The organism is Amycolatopsis sp. NPDC049688 (assembly GCF_040674975.1).
GTDB lineage: Bacteria > Actinomycetota > Actinomycetes > Mycobacteriales > Pseudonocardiaceae > Amycolatopsis.
In genome coordinates this window covers 70,021-87,541 of the sequence record NZ_JBFANY010000016.1, presented here as the reverse complement: position 1 = coordinate 87,541, position 17,521 = coordinate 70,021, and the positions used below count along the sequence as shown (strand labels likewise).

Sequence of the window (17,521 nt, the reverse complement as noted above, 5' to 3'; positions counted from 1 at the left end):
GGGCACCCGGCCGGGTTACTCGTTCGTGCACGTCGACGGCGTCGGGCACCCGCTCGACACCGCCCCCGCCGGCTGGCGCGACCGGCTGGCCGTGCTGGCCTACGGCTCGAACGCCAACCCGACGAAGATCACCTGGCTGCGGGCGCGGCTGGGCCTCGAAGGCCCGGTCGTCGTGGCGCACGCGCGCTGCGCCGGGCTCGCCGCGGTGTGGGCCGCCGGCTTCCGCGTGGTCGACGACCAGCGCCCGGCCACCCTCACCGCACTGCCGGGCGCCGAGGACCACGCCATCTGGTTCGTGACGCCGGACCAGCTCGCGGTCCTGGACCGCTGCGAAGGCCGCGGCACCCGCTACCACCTGGCCCGGCTCACCGACCCCGACATCACGCTCGAAGACGGCACCCGGCTGACCGAGGTCCACACCTACGTCGGCGCCGCGCCGATCCGCTACCCGCTGCTGGTCGACGGCGTCCCGGTGCGCACCGCCGACGTCCCGCAGGCCGAGGCGGCGAAGCTCGAAGGCGTCGCCGCCGAGGGCCACGGCGTGCCGTGCGAAGTCGTCACACCAGCTTACCCGGGTTGAGGATCCCGGTCGGGTCCACCGCGGACTTGGCCGCCCGCAGCACCTCCACCCCCAGCGAGCCGATTTCCGCGCTCAGGTAGGGCGCGTGGTCGACGCCGACGGCGTGGTGGTGCGAGATCGTGCCCAGCCCGGCGATCGCCTCGGACGCCGCCGCCTTCGCCCGCTGCCACTGGCCGACCGGATCACCGGAGTCCCGGGCCGTCAGCACCGTGAAGTAGAGCGACGCACCCGTTTCGTACGCGTGGGAGATGTGGCACATGACGATCGAACGGCCCAGCGCGGCGGTCAAGGCCGCGCGGACGTCGTCACGCAGCTCGTCCACATTGGACCAGTAGGCCGCCGTTTCGAGCGTCTCGACGCAGACTCCCATGTCCAGCAGGACGTCCCGCTGCCGGGGGCCGGCGAACCGGCCGTGCCGCCACGATTCACCGAGCGCCTTGCCGACGCGCACGGCCCCCGCCGCCTTCAGCCGCCGCGTCGTCTCACGGCGGCGCCGCGCCACGTCGTGCGCGGTGCCTTCCCAGCCGACGATGAGGAAACACGGCCGTCGTACGCCCCGCGCGGCCAGGTAACGGCGCAGCGCCGCCGTCTTCAGGCCCGCGTTCAGCGCCAGGGACACCTCGGTCTCGTCCACATCGGACAGCCGGGTGACGTCGGCGAGCGCGTGGTGCTGCGCGAGGTCCCGCACCGCTTCGGCGCCGGCCGTCCAGCCCGGCAGCGCGTACCCCTCGTACCGCCGGACCTGCGGCGCCGGCCGCACCCGCAGCGCGACTTCCGTGATGACGCCGAGGGTTCCCTCGCTGCCGACGGCGAGCTGGCGCAGGTCCGGCCCGGCCGCCGACGCCGGCGCGACGCCGAGCTTCCACGGACCGCGCGGGGTGGCCAGCCGCACGCCGGTCACCATGTCCTCGAAGCGCCCGTACCCCGAAGACGCCTGGCCCGCCGAGCGCGTCGCCGCGAAGCCGCCGATCGTGGCGCGCTCGAACGACTGCGGCACGTGCCCCAGGGTCAGGCCGTGCGCGGCGAGGAGCTCCTCCGCCGCGGGCCCGCGGACCCCCGCCTGCAGCACGGCGATGCGCGACTCGGCGTCCACCGACACGAGCGCGTCGAGCCGGACGAGGTCCAGCGCGATCACCGACGGCTTCTCGCCGCGCAGCGCCGCGACCCCGCCGACCACGGACGTCCCGCCGCCGAACGGCACCACACCGACGTCGTGCCGGACGCAGACGTCGAGGACCGCCTGGACCTCGTCGGGATCGGCCGGGAGCACCACCGCGTCCGGCACCGGGAACTCCGCCGAGGCCACCCGGCGCCGCAGGAGGTCGAGGTAGGACAGCCCGGTCGCCCGCGCGAGCCGCGCCGGGGCGTCCACCAGCACGTTCTCCGCGCCGACCACCTTCGCCAGCGCGTCCTCTGCAGACTTCGCGAGTTTCGGTGACGGTATTTCCACCGGCATTTCCCGCGCTGGAGCGGCGGCGGGGGCGACCGGACCGATACGCTGGTCGAGCCACTTGGCCGCCCGCGCGGGCAGCGGGGCGGCGCCGGCGGCGTCCTCGGTCCAAGACCGGCGGAGGCGGTGGTCAATGAGCGGGTTCACGACTACAGTGTGACATATGGACGTGAAACGTCACACCACCCAGACCGCGGGTTCCTCGGCGCTCGCGGACACCCGCAACCGCCAGACGGCGACGCGCGTGGCCGATGACGTGCTGCTCGACGCCGCTCGCTCGTGCGTGCTGGCCGTCGGTGTGCGCCGCACCACACTCGCCGAAATCGCCCGCACCGCGCGCGTCAGCCGGATGACGGTCTACCGCCGGTTCCCCGACGTCCGCAGCGTGCTCGCGGCGCTGATGACCCGTGAGTTCAGCGGGCTGCTGCGCACGGCGAGCGAACGCGGCGCCGACGCCGCGCACAGCCGCGACCGGCTCGTGCTGATCGCGGCGGCCGGCGTGCGGGCGCTGTCGACCGATCCGCTGTTCCGCACCCTGCTCGACGTCGACCCCGAGCTCGTCCTCCCGTACATCGTGGAGCGGCTCGGCGCGACGCAGAAGTTCGCCGAACAGGCGTTGCACCAGCTGCTGGAGGCCGGGCACCAGGACGGTTCGATCCGGCGGGCGCCGGTCGCCGTCCAGTCCCGGTCGGTGCTGCTGGTGGTGCAGTCGTTCGCGTTCTCGCTGCGGCCGGCCACGGCGGACCTGCCCGAGGCGGCGCTGATGGCGGAGTTCACCCACGTGCTCGACGCGGCGCTCAAGCCATGACGTCCGGCTCGCTCAACGCGCGGCGCCGCGAACGCGAGCTCGCGGAGCTGGCGGCGGGCGAGCGGGTCGACGTCGTCGTGGTCGGCGGCGGGGTCACCGGCGCGGGCATCGCGCTGGACGCGGCTTCGCGGGGCCTGTCGGTGGCGCTGGTGGAGGCGCACGACCTCGCGTTCGGGACGTCGCGCTGGTCGTCGAAGCTGGTGCACGGCGGCCTGCGGTACCTGGCCCACGGCGAACTCGGGCTGGCGCACGAGAGCGCGGTGGAGCGCGGGATCCTGATGACGCGCACCGCACCGCACCTGACCCGCGCGATGCCACAGCTGTTTCCGTTGTACCCCGGCACTTCCCGGCTCCAGGAGCGCATGGTCGCGGCCGGCCTGCGGGCGGGCGACGTGCTTCGGCGGGCGGCGCGCACGCCGTCGTCCGTCCTGCCGCGGCCGCGCTCGATCCCGGCCGCCGAGGCGCTGGCGCTGGCGCCGGGCCTGGCCCCTGGCGGCTTGCGCGGCGGATTGCTGGCCTACGACGGCGCCTTGGTCGACGACGCCCGGCTGGTGGTCACCCTCGCGCGGACGGCGGCGTCGTTCGGCGCCCGGATCCTCACGCGGCTTTCGGCTTCTTCGGTGTCCGCGGACCGGGTCACGGCCGTGGACGGCCTTTCCGGCTCCACGGTGGACATCCACGCGCGTCAGGTGATCAACGCGACGGGCGTGTGGGCGGGGACGCTGACGGGTGCGGTCCGGCTGCGGCCGTCGCTCGGGTCGCACCTGGTGCTGGCGCCGGGGACGGTCCCGATGGGGACGACGTCGGTGAACATCGGCGTGCCCGGGGAGACCAACCGGTTCGTGTTCCTGCTCCCCCAGCCGGACTGCCGGGTCTACCTGGGACTGACGGACGAGCCGGTGTCCGGCCCGATCCCGCCGGTACCCACGGTTCCCGAGTCCGATGTGGACTTCCTGCTGTCGCTGGCTTCGTCGGTGCTCGCCCGGCCGCTGACCCGGGCGGACGTCGCCGGTTCGTACGCGGGCTTGCGTCCGCTGGTGGAGGGCGGTGGCCGGTCGGCGGACCTGTCCCGCAAGCATGCGGTCCTGGCGGGCTCGGACGGGCTGCTGACGGTGGTCGGCGGGAAGCTCACGACGTACCGGCGGATGGCCGAGGACGCGGTCGACGCGGCGGTCCGCCTGGCCGGGCTCCGGGCCGCGCCGTGCCGGACGGCACGGTTGCCGTTGCTGGGCGCGGCTCCGCGACCGGAGCTGTCCCTTGTGGACGCCTCGCCGCGGCTGGTGGGCCGGTACGGCACGGAAGCACCGCGGGTGGCGGCGCTGGGCGAGCTGGACGCGGAGTTCGCGGCTCCCGTCGGGCCGGGTACGGAGATCACGGCGGCCGAAGTCGTGTGGGCGGTCCGGAACGAGGGTGCGCTGGATGTCGAGGACGTCCTGGAACGCCGGACGCGGCTGGCGTTGGTCCCGGCGGACGCCGAGGCCGCGGCGGCGCGGGTGGCGGAACTTGTCGACAAGTCGCTGGCCGGTCTCCTCGCATAGCCGGCGCTTGATGTTCTCTTGATTTGACGTCCCGTTGGGTTTTTGCAACAGTATGGCGCATGAGTCCGGTCAGACGCGGCAAAGAGCTGCCGATCTACAACCGGCTTCCCGTGCTTCGCGCCGAACGCGGGATGAGCAGGGCCGCGCTCGCCAACGCCGTCGAGGTCAACCCGCAGACCATCGGCGCGCTAGAGCGGGGCGACCACTATCCGAGCCTGGACCTGGCGTTCCGGATCTGCGCCGTCTTCGGCCTGCCGGTCGAAGCCGTGTTCGGCCGTGAGCCGTTCACGCCGCTGTCCACCCAGGTCTACCGCGAGGGGGGAACATGACCGAACCGGCCGGCCGGCTCGCGGCCTACTGGGAACGCCAGCTGGACAAGATGGACGCACGGGAGCTGCGGCACGCCAAGCGGATGCCCGGCTGGCGCACCCGGCGGCGCCGCCGTGCCCTCGCCGCGATCCTGGGGCTCGCCGACCTCGGGCTGATCGCCGGCGCGGCCGTTTTCACCGCGCACGGCGACTGGTTGTTCAGCGTGCTCTGGGTGGGCAGCGTGGTGGTCGGCGGCGGCACGTTCGTGCTGCTGCGGATCCTCACCGGCCGGATGAGCGGCGGCTTCTCGCGGCTGCTCGACGAACGCGAGCGCGAGTGGCGCCACCGCGTCACCTACGTCGCCTTCCAGATCCTGAGTTACCTGATGATCGTCGCGATGATCTACGGCATCGTCGTCGCCCACACCGAAGAAGGCGGCCTGCGCGGCGCGATGATGCTGTCCGCGCTGCTGGTCACCGGCACCACCATCCCGTCCATCGTGCTGGGCTGGGCGCTGCCGGACGACGACCCCGAGGATTTCGAAGAGGGGATGGGGCATGCCTGAGGGGACACTGGAGATCGACCGGATCTCCAAGCGCTACGGCGCCAAGGTCGCGCTGGACGGCGTCTCGTTCGACGTCCGCGCCGGCGAGCTGTTCGGCTTCGTCGGCAGCAACGGCGCCGGCAAGACCACCACCATGCGGATCGCGCTGGGTGTGCTGGCCGCCGACGGCGGTGAGGTCCGGTTCGGCGGCCGGCCGGTCACGCACGAGACCCGCACCCACATCGGCTACATGCCGGAGGAACGCGGGCTGTACCCGAAGATGAAGGTGCTCGACCAGCTCGTCTACCTGGCGGAGCTGCACGGGCTGAGCGCCGGCGAAGCCCACCGCAACGCGGAGAACTGGATCAGCCGGCTCGGGCTGGCCGGGCGTCGCAAGGACGAAGTGCAGAAGCTGTCGCTGGGCAACCAGCAGCGCGTCCAGCTGGCCGCCGCGCTGGTGCACGACCCCGCGGTGCTCGTGCTCGACGAGCCGTTTTCCGGTCTCGACCCGCTCGCCGTCGACGTGATGAGCGGGGTCCTGCGGGAGAAGGCCGCGGCGGGGGTGCCGGTGGTGTTCTCCAGCCACCAGCTCGACCTCGTCGAGCGGCTGTGCGACCGGGTCGGGATCATCCGCGGCGGCCGGATGGTCGCCGTCGGCACGGTCGCCGAGCTGACCGCCGGCGCGCGCAGCAAGCTGGTCGTCACGGCGCCGGCCGCCCAGCCCGGCTGGGCCGCGGGACTGGCCGGCGTGCGGGTGCTGGAGCAGCAGGGCACCACCACCGTGCTCGACCTCGAACCGAGCGCGGACGACCAGGCCGTGCTCGCCGCGGCGCTGGCGACCGGGCCGGTCACCGAGTTCAGCCGCCGTCGCCGCTCGCTGACCGAGCTCTTCCGCGACGCCGTCTCCGACGGCGCCGGGTCCCCAGGGGAGGAACCGCGATGAGGACGCTGAGTGGCCGCCGGGCGGTCTGGCTCGTGATGAAGCGCGAACTGAACACGCGGCTGCGCACGCGGTCGTTCGTGGTCGGCACCGCGGTGCTCTTGGTGCTGCTGCTGGGTTACGTCGTCTTCCAGACGGCGCTGGCCGGTTCGTCGGACAAGAGCACCGTCGGGCTGACCGGCCAGGCCATCGGGATCGCCCGGCAGCTGCAGACCGAGGCGGCGCTGGCGGGCCGCGAGATCACCACCGTCGTCGTCACCGACGGCGCGGAGGGCAGGCAGAAGGTCGAAAACGGCGACTTCGACGCGCTCGTCTCGGGCAGCGCGGCCCAGCTGACCGCCACCTACAAGTCCTCTTTGGACGACCAGCTCCGCCACGTGCTCGACCAGGTCGCGCAGCAGCAGGTGCTCGACGGCGTCCTGTCGTCGGCGCAGCTCGAACCGGCCGAGGTGATGGCCAGGGTCAACGCCACCCACGTGCAGGACGACGCCCTCTCGCCGCAGCCCGCGGACCACACCCAGCGGCTGGTCGTCGGCCTGGTCGTGGCGTTCCTGCTGTACATGAGCATCATCACCTACGGGATGATGGTCGCCCAGGGCGTCGTCGAGGAGAAGTCGAGCCGGGTGGTGGAGATCCTCCTCGCCAGCGTGCGGCCGTGGCAGCTGTTGCTGGGCAAGGTGATCGGCCTCGGCCTGGTCGGCCTGACCCAGCTGGTGATCCTCGCGGTGGTCGGCCTGGGCGCGGCCGCGGTGACCGGCGTGTTCACCCTGTCGGGCTTCGCGACGGGCGCGGTGCTGTGGGGCCTGCTCTGGTACCTGCTCGGATTCCTGTTGTACGCCACGATCTACGGCGCGTTGGGATCGCTGGTGTCGCGTCAGGAGGACACCCAGTCGGTGGTCGGGCCGCTCAACATCATCCTGGTGGTCGGGTTCATCGCGGGGTTCAACCTGCTGGTCCAGAACCCCGCGGGCTCGGCGACGAGGATCGTGTCCCTGATCCCGCTGCTGTCCCCGATCCTGATGCCGGCCCGCATTTCGACGGGCGCGGCGGCGGGCTGGGAGATCGGGCTGTCGCTGGCGCTGACGGTGGCGTCGGTCGCGCTGCTGACGTGGCTGGGCGGGAAGATCTACGGCAACAGCGTGCTGCGGATCGGCAGCCGGATCAAGCTGTCGGAGGCGTTGCGTGGCTGAGGTCCGGCCGGCCGTAGCAGCCGACGTGGCGGCGATCCGCCGGTTCGGGGAGGTGCACGTCCGGGCGCACTACGCCCCGCTGATCGGCGCGGCCGCGGCGGACGCGCAGGTCCGCGACTGGTGGAACGAGACGCACCTTTCGGCAGCCGTGCGGGGCGGGCTGGTGGTCGTCGCCGAGGAGGGCGAGCTCGTGGGCGTCGGGCAACGCGGCCGCAACGGTCCCGACCACGTGGTCTACAAGCTCTACGTGCACCCCGGGCAGCGCGGCCGCGGGCTCGGCCCACGGTTGCTCGACGCCTTGACCGCGCAGCTGCCCGCCGACGCCGGACGGCTGTACATCGAGCACTTCGCGGCCAACGAACGAGCCGGCGCCTTCTACGAGCGCGAAGGCTTCACCGTCGAACGGATCGAGCCGAGCGCCACCGGCGACCCCGCACTCGCCGTCGTCTGGCGCGTCCGCGCGATCAGCGGGACGTGATCTTCCCGTACCGCTCCAGCGAAACCTGCCGCTCGTGGGCGTGGTCGACCATCGGCTCCGGATACCCCGCCGGCCGGTCCTTCAGCTTGTGGACCGCCTTCCCCGGCACCGATCGCAGCTCCGGCACGTACTTGCGCACGTAGTCGCCGTCCGGGTCGAACTTCTCGCCCTGGGTCGTCGGGTTGAAGATGCGGAAGTACGGGGCCGCGTCGGTGCCGCAGCCCGCCACCCACTGCCAGTTCAGCTGGTTCGATGCCAGGTCGCCGTCCACCAGGTGCCGCATGAAGTGGCGGGCGCCCAGCCACCACGGCAGGTGCAGGTCCTTCACCAGGAAGCTCGCGACGACCATCCGGACCCGGTTGTGCATCCAGCCCTCCGCCAGCAGCTGCCGCATCCCGGCGTCCACGATCGGGTAGCCCGTCCGGCCGGCGCACCACCGCTCGAACGCCTCGCGGTCGTCGTCGTGCTTCATCGCGTCGAAGCGCTTGTCGTAGTTCCGGCGGGCCGTTTCCGGGCGGTGCCACAGGACGTCGGCGTGGAACTCGCGCCAGCAGATCTCGCTGCGCAGCGACTTCGCGCCCGCGCGGTCGTCGCCGGAAAGGTCGGCCAGGATGGTCCGCGGGTGGATGTTCCCCCAGCGCAGGTACGGCGAAAGGCGCGTGGTCCCGTCCCGGTCCGGCCGGTCGCGGTCGGCGTCGTAGGTTTCGATGCCGTCGGCGAGGAACGCGTGCCAGACGTCCAGCGCGGCCTGCTCACCCGGCTCGGGCAGGGTCGCGGAAACCTGGGGTGGGCGCGGGATTCCCAGCGACTTCGGCGGCTCGACCCAGTCCACAAGGGACGGTCCGGTGTCGGCGGGCGAATGCCACCCGTGGGCGGTCCAGGCGCGGAAGAACGGCGTGAAGACCTGGTACGGCTCGCCGTCCGGCTTGGTGACGCGCCCCGGTGTCACGGCGTACGGCGACCCCGTCTCGACCCAGCCGATGTTGTGCTCCCCCAACGCCTTCGCCACCGACGCATCCCGCCGACGGCCGTAGGGCCCGGTGTCGGCGCTGACGTGCACCGCCGCGGCGCCGATCGCGCGGGCCGCGCGGACCACTTCCACCGCCGGTTCGCCGCGCACCAGCATCAGCCGGCCGCCGAGCTGCTCGTTCAGCTTCTCCAGGCAGCCGTAGAGGAACGCCGTCCGCGGGGCACCGCCGGGCGCCAGCAGGTGCTCGTCGAGGACGTACAACGCGAGCACGTGCTTGCTGTGCTTCGACGCCTCGAGCAGCGCGGCGTGGTCGCCGAGCCGCAGGTCACGGCGGAACCACAGGACGACGGGCGCTTCACGAGTCACGGCGCACAACGATAAGCGCCCCGCCGCGCAGGTGCACGGCGGGGCGCTTACGGAAAGCGATCAGCGTTCGGTGATCGGGGTGTAGTCCCGCGACGCGTGGCCGGTGTAGATCTGCCGCGGGCGGCCGATCTTGGTGGCCGGGTCGTTGATCATCTCGCGCCAGTGCGCGATCCAGCCCGGGAGCCGGCCCAGCGCGAACAGCACCGTGAAGAACTTCGTCGGGAAGCCCAGCGCCCGGTAGATCAGGCCGGTGTAGAAGTCCACGTTCGGGTACAGCTTCCGCTCGATGAAGTACTCGTCGGAAAGCGCGGTCTCCTCGAGCTTCTTCGCGATGTCGAGCAGCTGGTCGCCGCCCTTCAGCTTGCCGAGGATCTCGTCGGCCGTGCTCTTGATGATCTTCGCGCGCGGGTCGTAGTTCTTGTAGACCCGGTGCCCGAAGCCCATCAGCTTCACGCCCTTTTCCTTGTTCTTCACCCGCTCGACGAACTTGGCGACGTCGCCGCCGTCGCGCTGGATGCCCTCGAGCATGTCCAGCACCGCGGAGTTCGCGCCGCCGTGCAGCGGGCCGAACAGGGCGTTGATGCCGGCCGAGATCGACGCGAACAGGTTCGCCTCGGAGGAGCCGACCAGGCGCACGGTCGAGGTCGAGCAGTTCTGCTCGTGGTCGGCGTGCAGGATGAACAGCAGGTCGAGCGCCTTGGCGGCCTCGGGGTCGACCTCGTACGGCTCCGCGGGGAAACCGAAGGTCATCCGGAGGAAGTTCTCCACCAGGCCCAGGGAGTTGTCCGGGTACAGCAGCGGCTGGCCGACCGACTTCTTGTAGGCGTAGGCCGCCAGCGTCGGCAGCTTCGCCAGCAGGCGGACGGTCGACAGCTCCACGTTCGGCTCGTCGAACGGGTTGAGCGAGTCCTGGTAGAAGGTCGACAGCGCCGACACCGCGCTCGACAGGACCGGCATCGGGTGAGCGTCGCGCGGGAAGCCGCTGAAGAACGCCTTCAGGTCCTCGTGCAGCAGGGTGTGCCGCTGGATCTTCTCGGTGAAGTCGGCCAGCTGGGCCTGGGTCGGCAGCTCGCCGTAGATCAGCAGGTAGGAGACCTCGATGAAGGTCGACTTCTGGGCCAGCTGCTCGATCGGGTAGCCGCGGTAGCGGAGGATGCCGGCGTCACCGTCGATGTAGGCGATGGCGGACGACGCGGCGCCGGTGTTGACGAAACCGGGGTCGTAGGTGATGTACCCCGTCTGCGCCAGCAGCTTCCCCAGTTCGATCCCCGGCGCGCCCTCGACCGGGTGCACGATCTTGAACTCGTGCTCGCCATTCGGCAGGGTCAGCTTCGCGGTTCCGCCGGACTGCCCCGCAGTCGTCGCGTCGGACATGCAAGTCCCTCTCACGTTCGGGCACGGGCCGGCGGCGCCTGTAGGTTCCACAGGTAGCCACGTGTTCACGCGAGGAAACACTGGCGCCTCGCTGCACACCGCCCCGCTGGGGTATGAAGAATGCCCCACCACGCTAGTCGAGAAACCCGCTTTCGCGCAGCGGTGACGTTGCTCCTGGGGCCCCCTTTGGGACCAGGTTCACACGGTGGCCGCCAGATCCGCCGAAGTCGGCGGCTCCGCGCCGCTGCGGGACACCGTGATCGACGCCGCTTTCGCCGCGTAAGCCAGCGCCTCTCGCCACGCGTCCGCGTCGAGGGAGGCCAGGTCGGCGGCCTCGTGGGTGTGCAGCCACGCCAGCAGCGCCCCCTGGACGGTGTCGCCCGCGCCGATGGTGTCCACGACGGCGACTTTTCGCGACGGCACGTGGGCCAGCTCACCTGCGGCGGTGATCACGGAGAGCCCGTCGGCGCCCCGGGTGAGCACCACGGCGTCCACACCGGACTCGACCCACGTCTTCGCCGCGGCCACCGGGTCGGCGCCGCCGGTGAGCCACGCGGCGTCGTCGTCGGAGATCTTCAGCAGCCGGACGTCCGGCAGCCAGGACGCGAACCGCGCCCGGTAGGCGGCCGGGTCGGTGATCAGCGCCTCGCGGATGTTCGGGTCGAGGGCGGTCAGGACGCCGCGGGCCGCCTCGCGCCGCAACATCGCCTCGTACGCGGAGGCGCCCGGCTCGAGGACCAGGCCGAGCGTGCCGAGTGAGAGCGCGGTCACGTTCTCCGGCAGCGGACCGGGGTCTTCGACAAGCCGATCGGCGGTGCCTTCGACGTAGAACGTGTAGCGCGCGGCGCCCTTCGCGTCGAGCGCCACGACGGCGAGCGTCGTCGGTTCGCCGCCGCGCTGCAGCAGCGACGTGTCGACGGCGGAGGCGTGCAGCCGGTCGACCAGCGCTTCGCCGAAGCGGTCGGTGGACACCCGCGAGAGGAACGCGGCCGGCACGCCGAGCCGGCCGGCGGCCAGCGCGACGTTGTACGGTCCGCCGCCGAGGCGCGGCAGCAGCGCGCGCAGCCCACCGTCCACAGTGGAATCCAGGGGGTCGCCGGGAACCAGGTCGACCAGAGCTTCTCCGCCTACGACGATCACGCGGGCAGTTTAATTGACCCCGGGCTGACAATTCCTGTCCGCTATTTGTCGAGACCCCCGAGCAGCAGCTCCCCCAGAGCGGTGAACGCTTCGGCGTCGGAGACGTCGGTCCGCCCGCCGAGCACCCCGGTCTGGATGCCCTCGATGATCAGCCCGGTCATCTCGGCGACGAGCCGGGCGTGGACGTCCCGGAAGACGCCGTCGGCGACACCCTTGTCGATGAACTGCCGGAGCCGTTTCGCGGCGAACCGGCTGTTGAGCTGGTAGGCGTCCCGCGTGGGCGCGAACCCGGCGAGGTCGCGCATGAAGGCAGCGGACGCCCGGTTGAGGTGCTCGGAGACGCCGGCCAGGTACTCGGCGATGAGCTTGCGGGCGTCGTCGATGCCGGCGATGCGCTCCTCGATCCGTTCGGCGGCGCCCCGGAAGAACTGGGTGACGACCTTGACGGCGAGCTGCTCCTTGCTGGGCGCGAGCGCGTAGAGCGTCGACTTCGAGCAGCGGAGGCGGCCGGCGAGGTCGTCGAGGGTGAAGTCCGCGAAGCCTTCGGCCAGGAAGAGCGCCTCGAGGTCGGCGAGCAGGGCGCGCTGGCGAGCGGTCGGCCGGCGGCGGGGTTCGGGGCGCATCGGCTCACTATCTCCTACGTCTTCCGGCCACCCCAGTCCCGTCGTACTGTACTCTGAACCGGCCCACAGTACTGTTCTCAGTACCGCTTTGGAGGACAACGATGCCCGCCGAACGCCTGCTGCCCGACTCGGACGCCGAGGACCTGGTCGCCCTGGCCCGGGAAATCGCGCGCGACGAACTCGCCCCGCGAGCGGCAGCGGCGGAGGAAGCCGAGCAGTTCCCGCGCGAGCAGTTCCGCCTGCTGGGCAAGTCCGGCCTGCTGGGCCTGCCGTACGCCGAGCGCTGGGGCGGCGGCGCGGTGCCGTACGAGGTCTACCTGCAGGTCCTGGAGGAGATCGCGACGGCGTGGATGACGGTCGGCGTCGGGCTGTCGGTGCACACGATGTCCTGCTACGCGCTGTCGGAGTACGGCACCGACGAGCAGCGCGACCAGTGGCTGCCGGACATGCTCGAAGGCTCGCTCCTGGGCGCGTACGCGCTGTCGGAGACGCAGGCGGGCTCGGACGCGGCGGCGCTCTCGGCCCGCGCGCGGCTGGACGGCTCGGACTACGTCGTCAACGGCACGAAGGCGTGGATCACGCACGCGGGGGTGGCGGACTTCTACACGACGATGGTCCGCACCGGTGACGCGGAGATCTCGACCCTGCTGGTCCCGGCGGCGACCGAAGGCCTCTCGGCGGCCCCGCGCGAACGGAAGATGGGGCTCACCGGGTCCCCGACCGCCCAGATGATCTTCGACAACGCCCGGGTGCCTGCGTCGCGGCTCCTGGGCGCCCCGGGTGCGGGGCTCCGGATCGCGTTGGCGTCCTTGAGCTCGGGCCGGCTCGGGATCGCGGCGTGCGCGGTGGGCCTGGCGCAGGCGGCGCTGGACGAGGCGGTGGCGTACGCGAAGGGCCGGACGCAGTTCGGCCGCCCGATCGCGGACTTCCAGGGCGTCGAGTTCCTGCTGGCCGACATGGCGGCGGTGGTGGAGTCCTCGCGAGCCTGTTACCTGGACGCGGCCCGGCGGCGCGACCGCGGGATGCCGTTCCAGCGGCAGGCGTCGATCGCCAAGCTGGTGGCGACGGACGGCGCGATGAAGGTGACGACGGACGCGGTCCAGGTCCTGGGCGGCGCGGGGTACACGCGGGACTTCCCGGTGGAGCGGTACATGCGGGAGGCGAAGGTGCCGCAGATCTTCGAGGGGACGAACCAGATCCAGCGGGTGGTCATCGCGCGGGAGCTCAAGAAAGCCTGACCCGATCGAGCGAAGGCTGTCCCACGCCCGCGACGGATACCGTGGAACCATGCCCGGTCATCTGCTGAGCATCGAGGAGTACGCGGCGCTCGACGGCACCGGGTTCACGGAGCTGATGGAAGGCCGCCTGGTGACGTCGCCCGGCTCCGGCCGGAGGCACGACGTGGCCGTGTGCCTGCTGGCCGGGCAGCTCGAGCGGCAGCTGCCACGCGGGCTGGCGTTCGTCGTCCGCAACGACCTGGACCTGTGCCTCGCCCCGCGCGGCGAACCCGGCTTCGCCCGCCGCCCGGACTTGCTGATCGTCGGCCGCGCCGCAATCGCCCGCGGCGACGGCTTGTTCCGGGCCGACGAGGTGCTCGTGGTCGCCGAGGTGGTGGCCGCGGACTCCCGGCGCACCGACTACCAGGTGAAGCACGACGAGTATGCGGACGCGGGGATCCCGCACTACTGGATCGTGGACATCACGGGGCCGGTCTCGCTGATTGCGTGCCAGGCCAACGGCTCGGGTTATGCGGACGCGCCGGCGGTCAGGGGGACCTTCGTGGCTGACGTGCCGTTTCCGGTGAAGCTCGACCTGGATGCCTTGGTCCCGTGAGCCGTGCTCGGGTTCGCCGGTTCGAGGCAAGGTGTCACACGCTCGGTACAGATAGCGTTACTGATGGTTGTACCTGAGCCGTGAGACAATCCCGGGGACGTGAGGAGAGGCTGTGAGTGCAGTGCCCCAGCCGAAGCCGGCCAGCCGGTGGGAAATCCCCGATCACCTGCTGACGATCGAGGAGTACGCGGCGCTCGGTGAGACCGATACAGGTTTCACCGAACTCGTGGAAGGCCGCGTCGTGATGTCCCCCAGTCCCAGCCGGAAGCACAACAAGGCCGCATACCTGCTGGGGCGGCAGCTCGAATCGCAGTTGCCACCGGACCTCGACTTCACGCCGGACATCGACGTGAACCTCGGTTTGGCCCCCCGCGGTGAACCCGGGTTCTCGCGCCGTCCCGACCTGCTGATCACGTACCGCGAGGCGAGTGCTCGCGTGGATCAGGAAGACGACATGTATCGCGCCGATGAGGTGGTCGTGGTAGTCGAAATAGTTTCGCCTGGCTCGAAGCGCACCGACTACCAGGTCAAGCACGACGAGTACGCCGACGCAGGAATCCCGCATTATTGGATCATCGACACCAGCGGGCCCATCTCGCTGGTCGCGTGCCACCAAGCCGGCGAGTTCGGCTACATGGACGCCCCTGCGGTCACCGGCACCTTCACCACCGACGTCCCGTTCCCGGTGAAGCTCGACCTCGACGCGCTTCTCGGCTGATCGGGCAGCACGCCGGAACCGCCCGGTTACCGGCGTGCCGCCCGAAACTCAGCGGGTCTCCCGGTACCGGCGGTCCTTCGACACGCCCTCGCCCAGTGACTCGTCGAAGTGGTACACCTCGTCACCCCGCACGAACACGCGCAGCGCCCGGTTCATCACGTCCAGCGGGTCGCCGCTCCACAGCACCACGTCCGCGTCCAGTCCCGGCGCAAGCGACCCGATCTGCCCGTCCAGGCCCAGCATCGACGCCGGGTTGATCGTCAGGGAACGCAGGGCCGTCGCGGGGTCGAGGCCGTCCTTCACCGCCAGGGCCGCCTGGTACACCAGGAAGTTGATCGGGATCACCGGGTGGTCCGTCGTGATCGCGATCTTCACCCCGGCCCGCGCCAGGATGCCCGCCGACCGCAGTGTGCGGTTGCGCAGCTCGACCTTCGACTTCGTCGTGAACAGCGGCCCGAGGATCACCGGGACGTCCCGGGCAGCCAGCAGGTCCGCGATCAGGTGGCCCTCGGTGCCGTGGTTGATCACCAGCTTGTAGCCGAACTCGTCGGCCAGCCGGATCGCCGTCACGATGTCGTCCGCGCGGTGGACGTGCTGGTCCCAGTACAGCTCGCCGTCGAGGACCTTCGACAGCGTCTCCAGCGTCAGGTCCACCTCGTGCGGCTTGCCCTCGGACTCCGCGTGCGCACGCTTGGCCTGGTAGTTGCGGGCCTTGGTGAACGCCTCGCGCAGGATCGCCGCGACCCCCAGCCGCGTCGACGGCGTCTGCTTCTTGTCCCCGTACACGCGCTTCGGGTTCTCCCCGAGCGCGCTCTTCACGCTGACGTGCTCGGCGAACGTCATGTCCAGGATGCTGCGGCCCCACGTCTTGACGCCGATCGTCTGGCCGCCGATCGGGTTGCCCGAGCCGGGCTTGATGACGACGCTCGTGACGCCGCCCGCCAGCGCGTCGTCGAAGCCGGGCTCGTACGGGTCGATGCCGTCGACGGCGCGGAAGCGGGCACCGTTCGGGTCGGTCATCTCGTTCGTGTCGTTGCCGGCCCAGCCCTCGCCGTCCTCGTGGACGCCGAGGTGGGCGTGGGCGTCGATGAAGCCGGGCAGCACCCAGGTGCCGGCCGCGTCGACCAGTTCGGCGTCCTCCGGGATGTCGACGTCGGCCTCGGTGCCGACCGCGACGATCCGGCCGCCGTCGATCAGGACCGTGCCGCCCTCGATGGGATCACCGTCGATGGGGACGACATAGCCCCCGACAATTGCCTTCGCCATAGTTCGCCACGCTAACGAACTCACCCGGGCGCGTGCACGCGGGCCTTCTCCAAGTGCACCAGTTCGTGGTCGTGCTCGGGTGTCCGGTGCGTCTCCCGGTACCCGTGCTTGGCGTAGAGGTGCAGCGGCCCGTCGCTCTTCGAGCCCGTGAACAGCCGGAACAGCGTCACCTCCGCCGGCGCCGCCGACTCCGTGAACCGCAGCAGCCCGCCGCCCAGCCCGGCTCCCTGCCGGTCCGGCGCCACGACCAGGCGGCCGATCACGCCGACGTGCCCCGACACCGTCAGCCGCACCGACGCCACCAGGCGGCCTGCCTCCCGGATGCCCCAGGACAGGCCGGACAGGGCCGCCCGCGTCTCGTCCAGGGTCTCCAGCAGCGGCGGCAGGTCGAGGTCGCCGTGCGCCCGCGCCTCGGTGACGTACGCGGCGCGTTGCAGCGTCAGCACTTCGCCCGCGTCGGCGACGCTCAGGCGAAGGGGTGTCACGGGACCCGGATGCCCCAGCTGCCCGACCACGACGACGCCGGCTCCAGCTCGATCAGGTCGGTGCCCGTGTTGAGCGCGTCGGCCGGGCAGGTCATCGGCTCGATCGCGACCGCCCGGCCGCGGCCGACCAGGTCGTCCGGGGTGAACACCTGCGCCCAGCGGAAGTCCGGGCCGGTCCAGACCAGCAGCTGCTGCTCGCCGTGGGCCAGGACGATGTGGTGCCGGCCGTCCTCGGCGGCGGCCAGCCCGCCGAATGCGGTGTCCAGGTTGACACCGGCCAGGAGCCGCCCGCCACGGAAGTCGTACTCCGTGCCGTCGACGTCCTGCTCCTCGGCGTAGGGCATCTGCTCGCCGGGCAACGACGGGCGGACGCGGCTCGCCGGCAGCGTGAGGGTCACCTCGTCGGTCGGGACGTCGCCGAGCCGGAAGTACGGGTGCGTGCCGACGCCGACGCCGATCGGCTGCTCGCCTTCGTTGCGGATCTCGTGGGTGACGATCAGCTCCCGCGGGGCGACCTCGTAGGTGACGCTCGCGCGCAGCGGCACCGGCCAGCCCGGCTGCACCTCCACGTCGACGGCCAGGGTGATCGACGACTCGGCGTGCTCGATCAGCTCCCACTCGAGGTGGCGGGTCAGGCCGTGGATGGCGTTGCCGCGCGCCTCCTCGGTGATCTCCAGCTGCTGGGTCTCCCCCTGAAACTTCCACTGGCCGCCCTTGGTGCGGTTCGGCCAGGGCAGCAGGATCTGCCCGGCGCCCATCGGCGGCTTCGCGTCTTCGGGGAATTCCTCGACGTACGGCACGCCGCCGACTTCGAACGCGCGCAGGCCGGCACCGATTTCGGTGACGACGGCGCGCGCGTTGCCGCGGGTGATCTCGAACTGCTGACCGGTCGGGTTGCCCATGGCACGA

General features: G+C 71.5%; 19 protein-coding genes. 11 read left to right on the top strand and 8 right to left on the bottom strand.

All coding sequences use genetic code 11. From position 1 onward, the window contains the following. Positions 1-25: 25 nt before the first annotated feature. Positions 26-580 (top strand): gamma-glutamylcyclotransferase family protein, encoded by a 555-nt coding sequence (locus AB0J55_RS36205; protein WP_364259202.1) that lies wholly within the window; start codon positions 26-28, stop codon positions 578-580. Here the strand turns inward: AB0J55_RS36205 and AB0J55_RS36200 are convergent. Then, a complete protein-coding gene (locus AB0J55_RS36200; protein ID WP_364259566.1) occupies positions 558-1,976 on the bottom strand; it encodes an FAD-binding oxidoreductase in 1,419 nt (472 codons plus the stop codon). The two genes, AB0J55_RS36205 and AB0J55_RS36200, sit on opposite strands and share 23 nt — an antisense overlap. 298 nt (positions 1,977-2,274) lie before the next feature. On the opposite strand from AB0J55_RS36200, the gene AB0J55_RS36195 reads away from it, so the two are divergent. The 7 genes from AB0J55_RS36195 to AB0J55_RS36165 are packed head-to-tail and all read left to right on the top strand — an operon-like array spanning position 2,275 to position 7,837. Then, positions 2,275-2,838 (top strand): helix-turn-helix domain-containing protein, encoded by a 564-nt coding sequence (locus AB0J55_RS36195; RefSeq protein WP_364259563.1) that lies wholly within the window; start codon positions 2,275-2,277, stop codon positions 2,836-2,838. Then, on the top strand, positions 2,835-4,376 hold the full coding sequence (locus tag AB0J55_RS36190) for a glycerol-3-phosphate dehydrogenase/oxidase (protein ID WP_364259199.1): 1,542 nt from the start codon (positions 2,835-2,837) through the stop codon (positions 4,374-4,376). Before AB0J55_RS36195 ends, AB0J55_RS36190 begins: the two co-directional genes overlap by 4 nt. A gap of 59 nt (positions 4,377-4,435) precedes the next feature. Continuing rightward, positions 4,436-4,705, top strand: coding sequence for a helix-turn-helix transcriptional regulator (locus AB0J55_RS36185; RefSeq protein ID WP_364259197.1), 270 nt, complete (start codon positions 4,436-4,438; stop codon positions 4,703-4,705). Continuing rightward, entirely contained in the window at positions 4,702-5,250 is a 549-nt protein-coding gene (locus AB0J55_RS36180) for a hypothetical protein (RefSeq protein ID WP_364259194.1), read from the top strand. The genes AB0J55_RS36185 and AB0J55_RS36180 overlap by 4 nt, the downstream gene beginning before the upstream one ends. Further along, positions 5,243-6,172 carry an ATP-binding cassette domain-containing protein gene (locus AB0J55_RS36175; protein ID WP_364259191.1) on the top strand — a complete coding sequence of 310 codons (930 nt, stop codon included), beginning with the start codon at positions 5,243-5,245 and terminating at the stop codon, positions 6,170-6,172. Before AB0J55_RS36180 ends, AB0J55_RS36175 begins: the two co-directional genes overlap by 8 nt. Beyond that, positions 6,169-7,359 carry an ABC transporter permease gene (locus tag AB0J55_RS36170; protein WP_364259188.1) on the top strand — a complete coding sequence of 397 codons (1,191 nt, stop codon included), beginning with the start codon at positions 6,169-6,171 and terminating at the stop codon, positions 7,357-7,359. Before AB0J55_RS36175 ends, AB0J55_RS36170 begins: the two co-directional genes overlap by 4 nt. Then, a complete protein-coding gene (locus AB0J55_RS36165; protein ID WP_364259185.1) occupies positions 7,352-7,837 on the top strand; it encodes a GNAT family N-acetyltransferase in 486 nt (161 codons plus the stop codon). Before AB0J55_RS36170 ends, AB0J55_RS36165 begins: the two co-directional genes overlap by 8 nt. Here AB0J55_RS36165 and AB0J55_RS36160 read toward each other — a convergent pair. From AB0J55_RS36160 to AB0J55_RS36145, 4 genes are all read right to left on the bottom strand, one after another. After that, positions 7,824-9,173 carry a deoxyribodipyrimidine photo-lyase gene (locus tag AB0J55_RS36160; RefSeq protein ID WP_364259182.1) on the bottom strand — a complete coding sequence of 450 codons (1,350 nt, stop codon included), beginning with the start codon at positions 9,171-9,173 and terminating at the stop codon, positions 7,824-7,826. The two genes, AB0J55_RS36165 and AB0J55_RS36160, sit on opposite strands and share 14 nt — an antisense overlap. A gap of 60 nt (positions 9,174-9,233) precedes the next feature. Continuing rightward, positions 9,234-10,547 (bottom strand): citrate synthase, encoded by a 1,314-nt coding sequence (locus tag AB0J55_RS36155; protein ID WP_364259179.1) that lies wholly within the window; start codon positions 10,545-10,547, stop codon positions 9,234-9,236. A 198-nt stretch (positions 10,548-10,745) separates the two neighbouring features. Continuing rightward, positions 10,746-11,687 (bottom strand): carbohydrate kinase, encoded by a 942-nt coding sequence (locus AB0J55_RS36150; RefSeq protein WP_364259176.1) that lies wholly within the window; start codon positions 11,685-11,687, stop codon positions 10,746-10,748. Between the two features lie 41 nt (positions 11,688-11,728). Beyond that, positions 11,729-12,310: a TetR/AcrR family transcriptional regulator gene (locus tag AB0J55_RS36145; RefSeq protein ID WP_364259173.1), complete on the bottom strand. Its 582-nt coding sequence runs from the start codon at positions 12,308-12,310 to the stop codon at positions 11,729-11,731. A gap of 101 nt (positions 12,311-12,411) precedes the next feature. Here AB0J55_RS36145 and AB0J55_RS36140 point away from each other — a divergent pair, with 101 nt between their 5' ends. From AB0J55_RS36140 to AB0J55_RS36130, 3 genes are all read left to right on the top strand, one after another. Beyond that, complete coding sequence (locus AB0J55_RS36140; protein WP_364259171.1) at positions 12,412-13,548, top strand: acyl-CoA dehydrogenase family protein; 1,137 nt, start codon at positions 12,412-12,414, stop codon at positions 13,546-13,548. Between the two features lie 49 nt (positions 13,549-13,597). Beyond that, positions 13,598-14,143 carry a Uma2 family endonuclease gene (locus AB0J55_RS36135; RefSeq protein WP_364259168.1) on the top strand — a complete coding sequence of 182 codons (546 nt, stop codon included), beginning with the start codon at positions 13,598-13,600 and terminating at the stop codon, positions 14,141-14,143. Positions 14,144-14,255: 112 nt separating this feature from the next. Beyond that, positions 14,256-14,861, top strand: a complete 606-nt coding sequence (locus AB0J55_RS36130; protein WP_364259165.1) for a Uma2 family endonuclease — start codon at positions 14,256-14,258, stop codon at positions 14,859-14,861. A gap of 48 nt (positions 14,862-14,909) precedes the next feature. Here the strand turns inward: AB0J55_RS36130 and AB0J55_RS36125 are convergent, their stop codons facing one another. Genes AB0J55_RS36125 through AB0J55_RS36115 form a run of 3 tightly spaced genes read right to left on the bottom strand, consistent with a single transcriptional unit; the run spans position 14,910 to position 17,514 of the window. After that, positions 14,910-16,127: an amidohydrolase gene (locus AB0J55_RS36125; protein ID WP_364259163.1), complete on the bottom strand. Its 1,218-nt coding sequence runs from the start codon at positions 16,125-16,127 to the stop codon at positions 14,910-14,912. A 20-nt stretch (positions 16,128-16,147) separates the two neighbouring features. Continuing rightward, entirely contained in the window at positions 16,148-16,642 is a 495-nt protein-coding gene (locus AB0J55_RS36120) for a GNAT family N-acetyltransferase (protein WP_364259160.1), read from the bottom strand. Next, positions 16,609-17,514 (bottom strand): aldose 1-epimerase family protein, encoded by a 906-nt coding sequence (locus AB0J55_RS36115; protein WP_364259157.1) that lies wholly within the window; start codon positions 17,512-17,514, stop codon positions 16,609-16,611. The genes AB0J55_RS36120 and AB0J55_RS36115 overlap by 34 nt, the downstream gene beginning before the upstream one ends. Between the last annotated feature and the right edge of the window lie 7 nt (positions 17,515-17,521).

Coding starts and splice junctions, on each gene's coding strand:
- AB0J55_RS36190 (WP_364259199.1), top strand. CDS start 2,835: ATGACGTCCGGCTCGCTCAACGCGCGGCGCCGCGAACGCGAGCTCGCG.
- AB0J55_RS36185 (WP_364259197.1), top strand. CDS start 4,436: ATGAGTCCGGTCAGACGCGGCAAAGAGCTGCCGATCTACAACCGGCTT.
- AB0J55_RS36180 (WP_364259194.1), top strand. CDS start 4,702: ATGACCGAACCGGCCGGCCGGCTCGCGGCCTACTGGGAACGCCAGCTG.
- AB0J55_RS36175 (WP_364259191.1), top strand. CDS start 5,243: ATGCCTGAGGGGACACTGGAGATCGACCGGATCTCCAAGCGCTACGGC.
- AB0J55_RS36170 (WP_364259188.1), top strand. CDS start 6,169: ATGAGGACGCTGAGTGGCCGCCGGGCGGTCTGGCTCGTGATGAAGCGC.
- AB0J55_RS36155 (WP_364259179.1), bottom strand. CDS start 10,547: ATGTCCGACGCGACGACTGCGGGGCAGTCCGGCGGAACCGCGAAGCTG.
- AB0J55_RS36145 (WP_364259173.1), bottom strand. CDS start 12,310: ATGCGCCCCGAACCCCGCCGCCGGCCGACCGCTCGCCAGCGCGCCCTG.
- AB0J55_RS36140 (WP_364259171.1), top strand. CDS start 12,412: ATGCCCGCCGAACGCCTGCTGCCCGACTCGGACGCCGAGGACCTGGTC.
- AB0J55_RS36135 (WP_364259168.1), top strand. CDS start 13,598: ATGCCCGGTCATCTGCTGAGCATCGAGGAGTACGCGGCGCTCGACGGC.
- AB0J55_RS36125 (WP_364259163.1), bottom strand. CDS start 16,127: ATGGCGAAGGCAATTGTCGGGGGCTATGTCGTCCCCATCGACGGTGAT.
- AB0J55_RS36115 (WP_364259157.1), bottom strand. CDS start 17,514: ATGGGCAACCCGACCGGTCAGCAGTTCGAGATCACCCGCGGCAACGCG.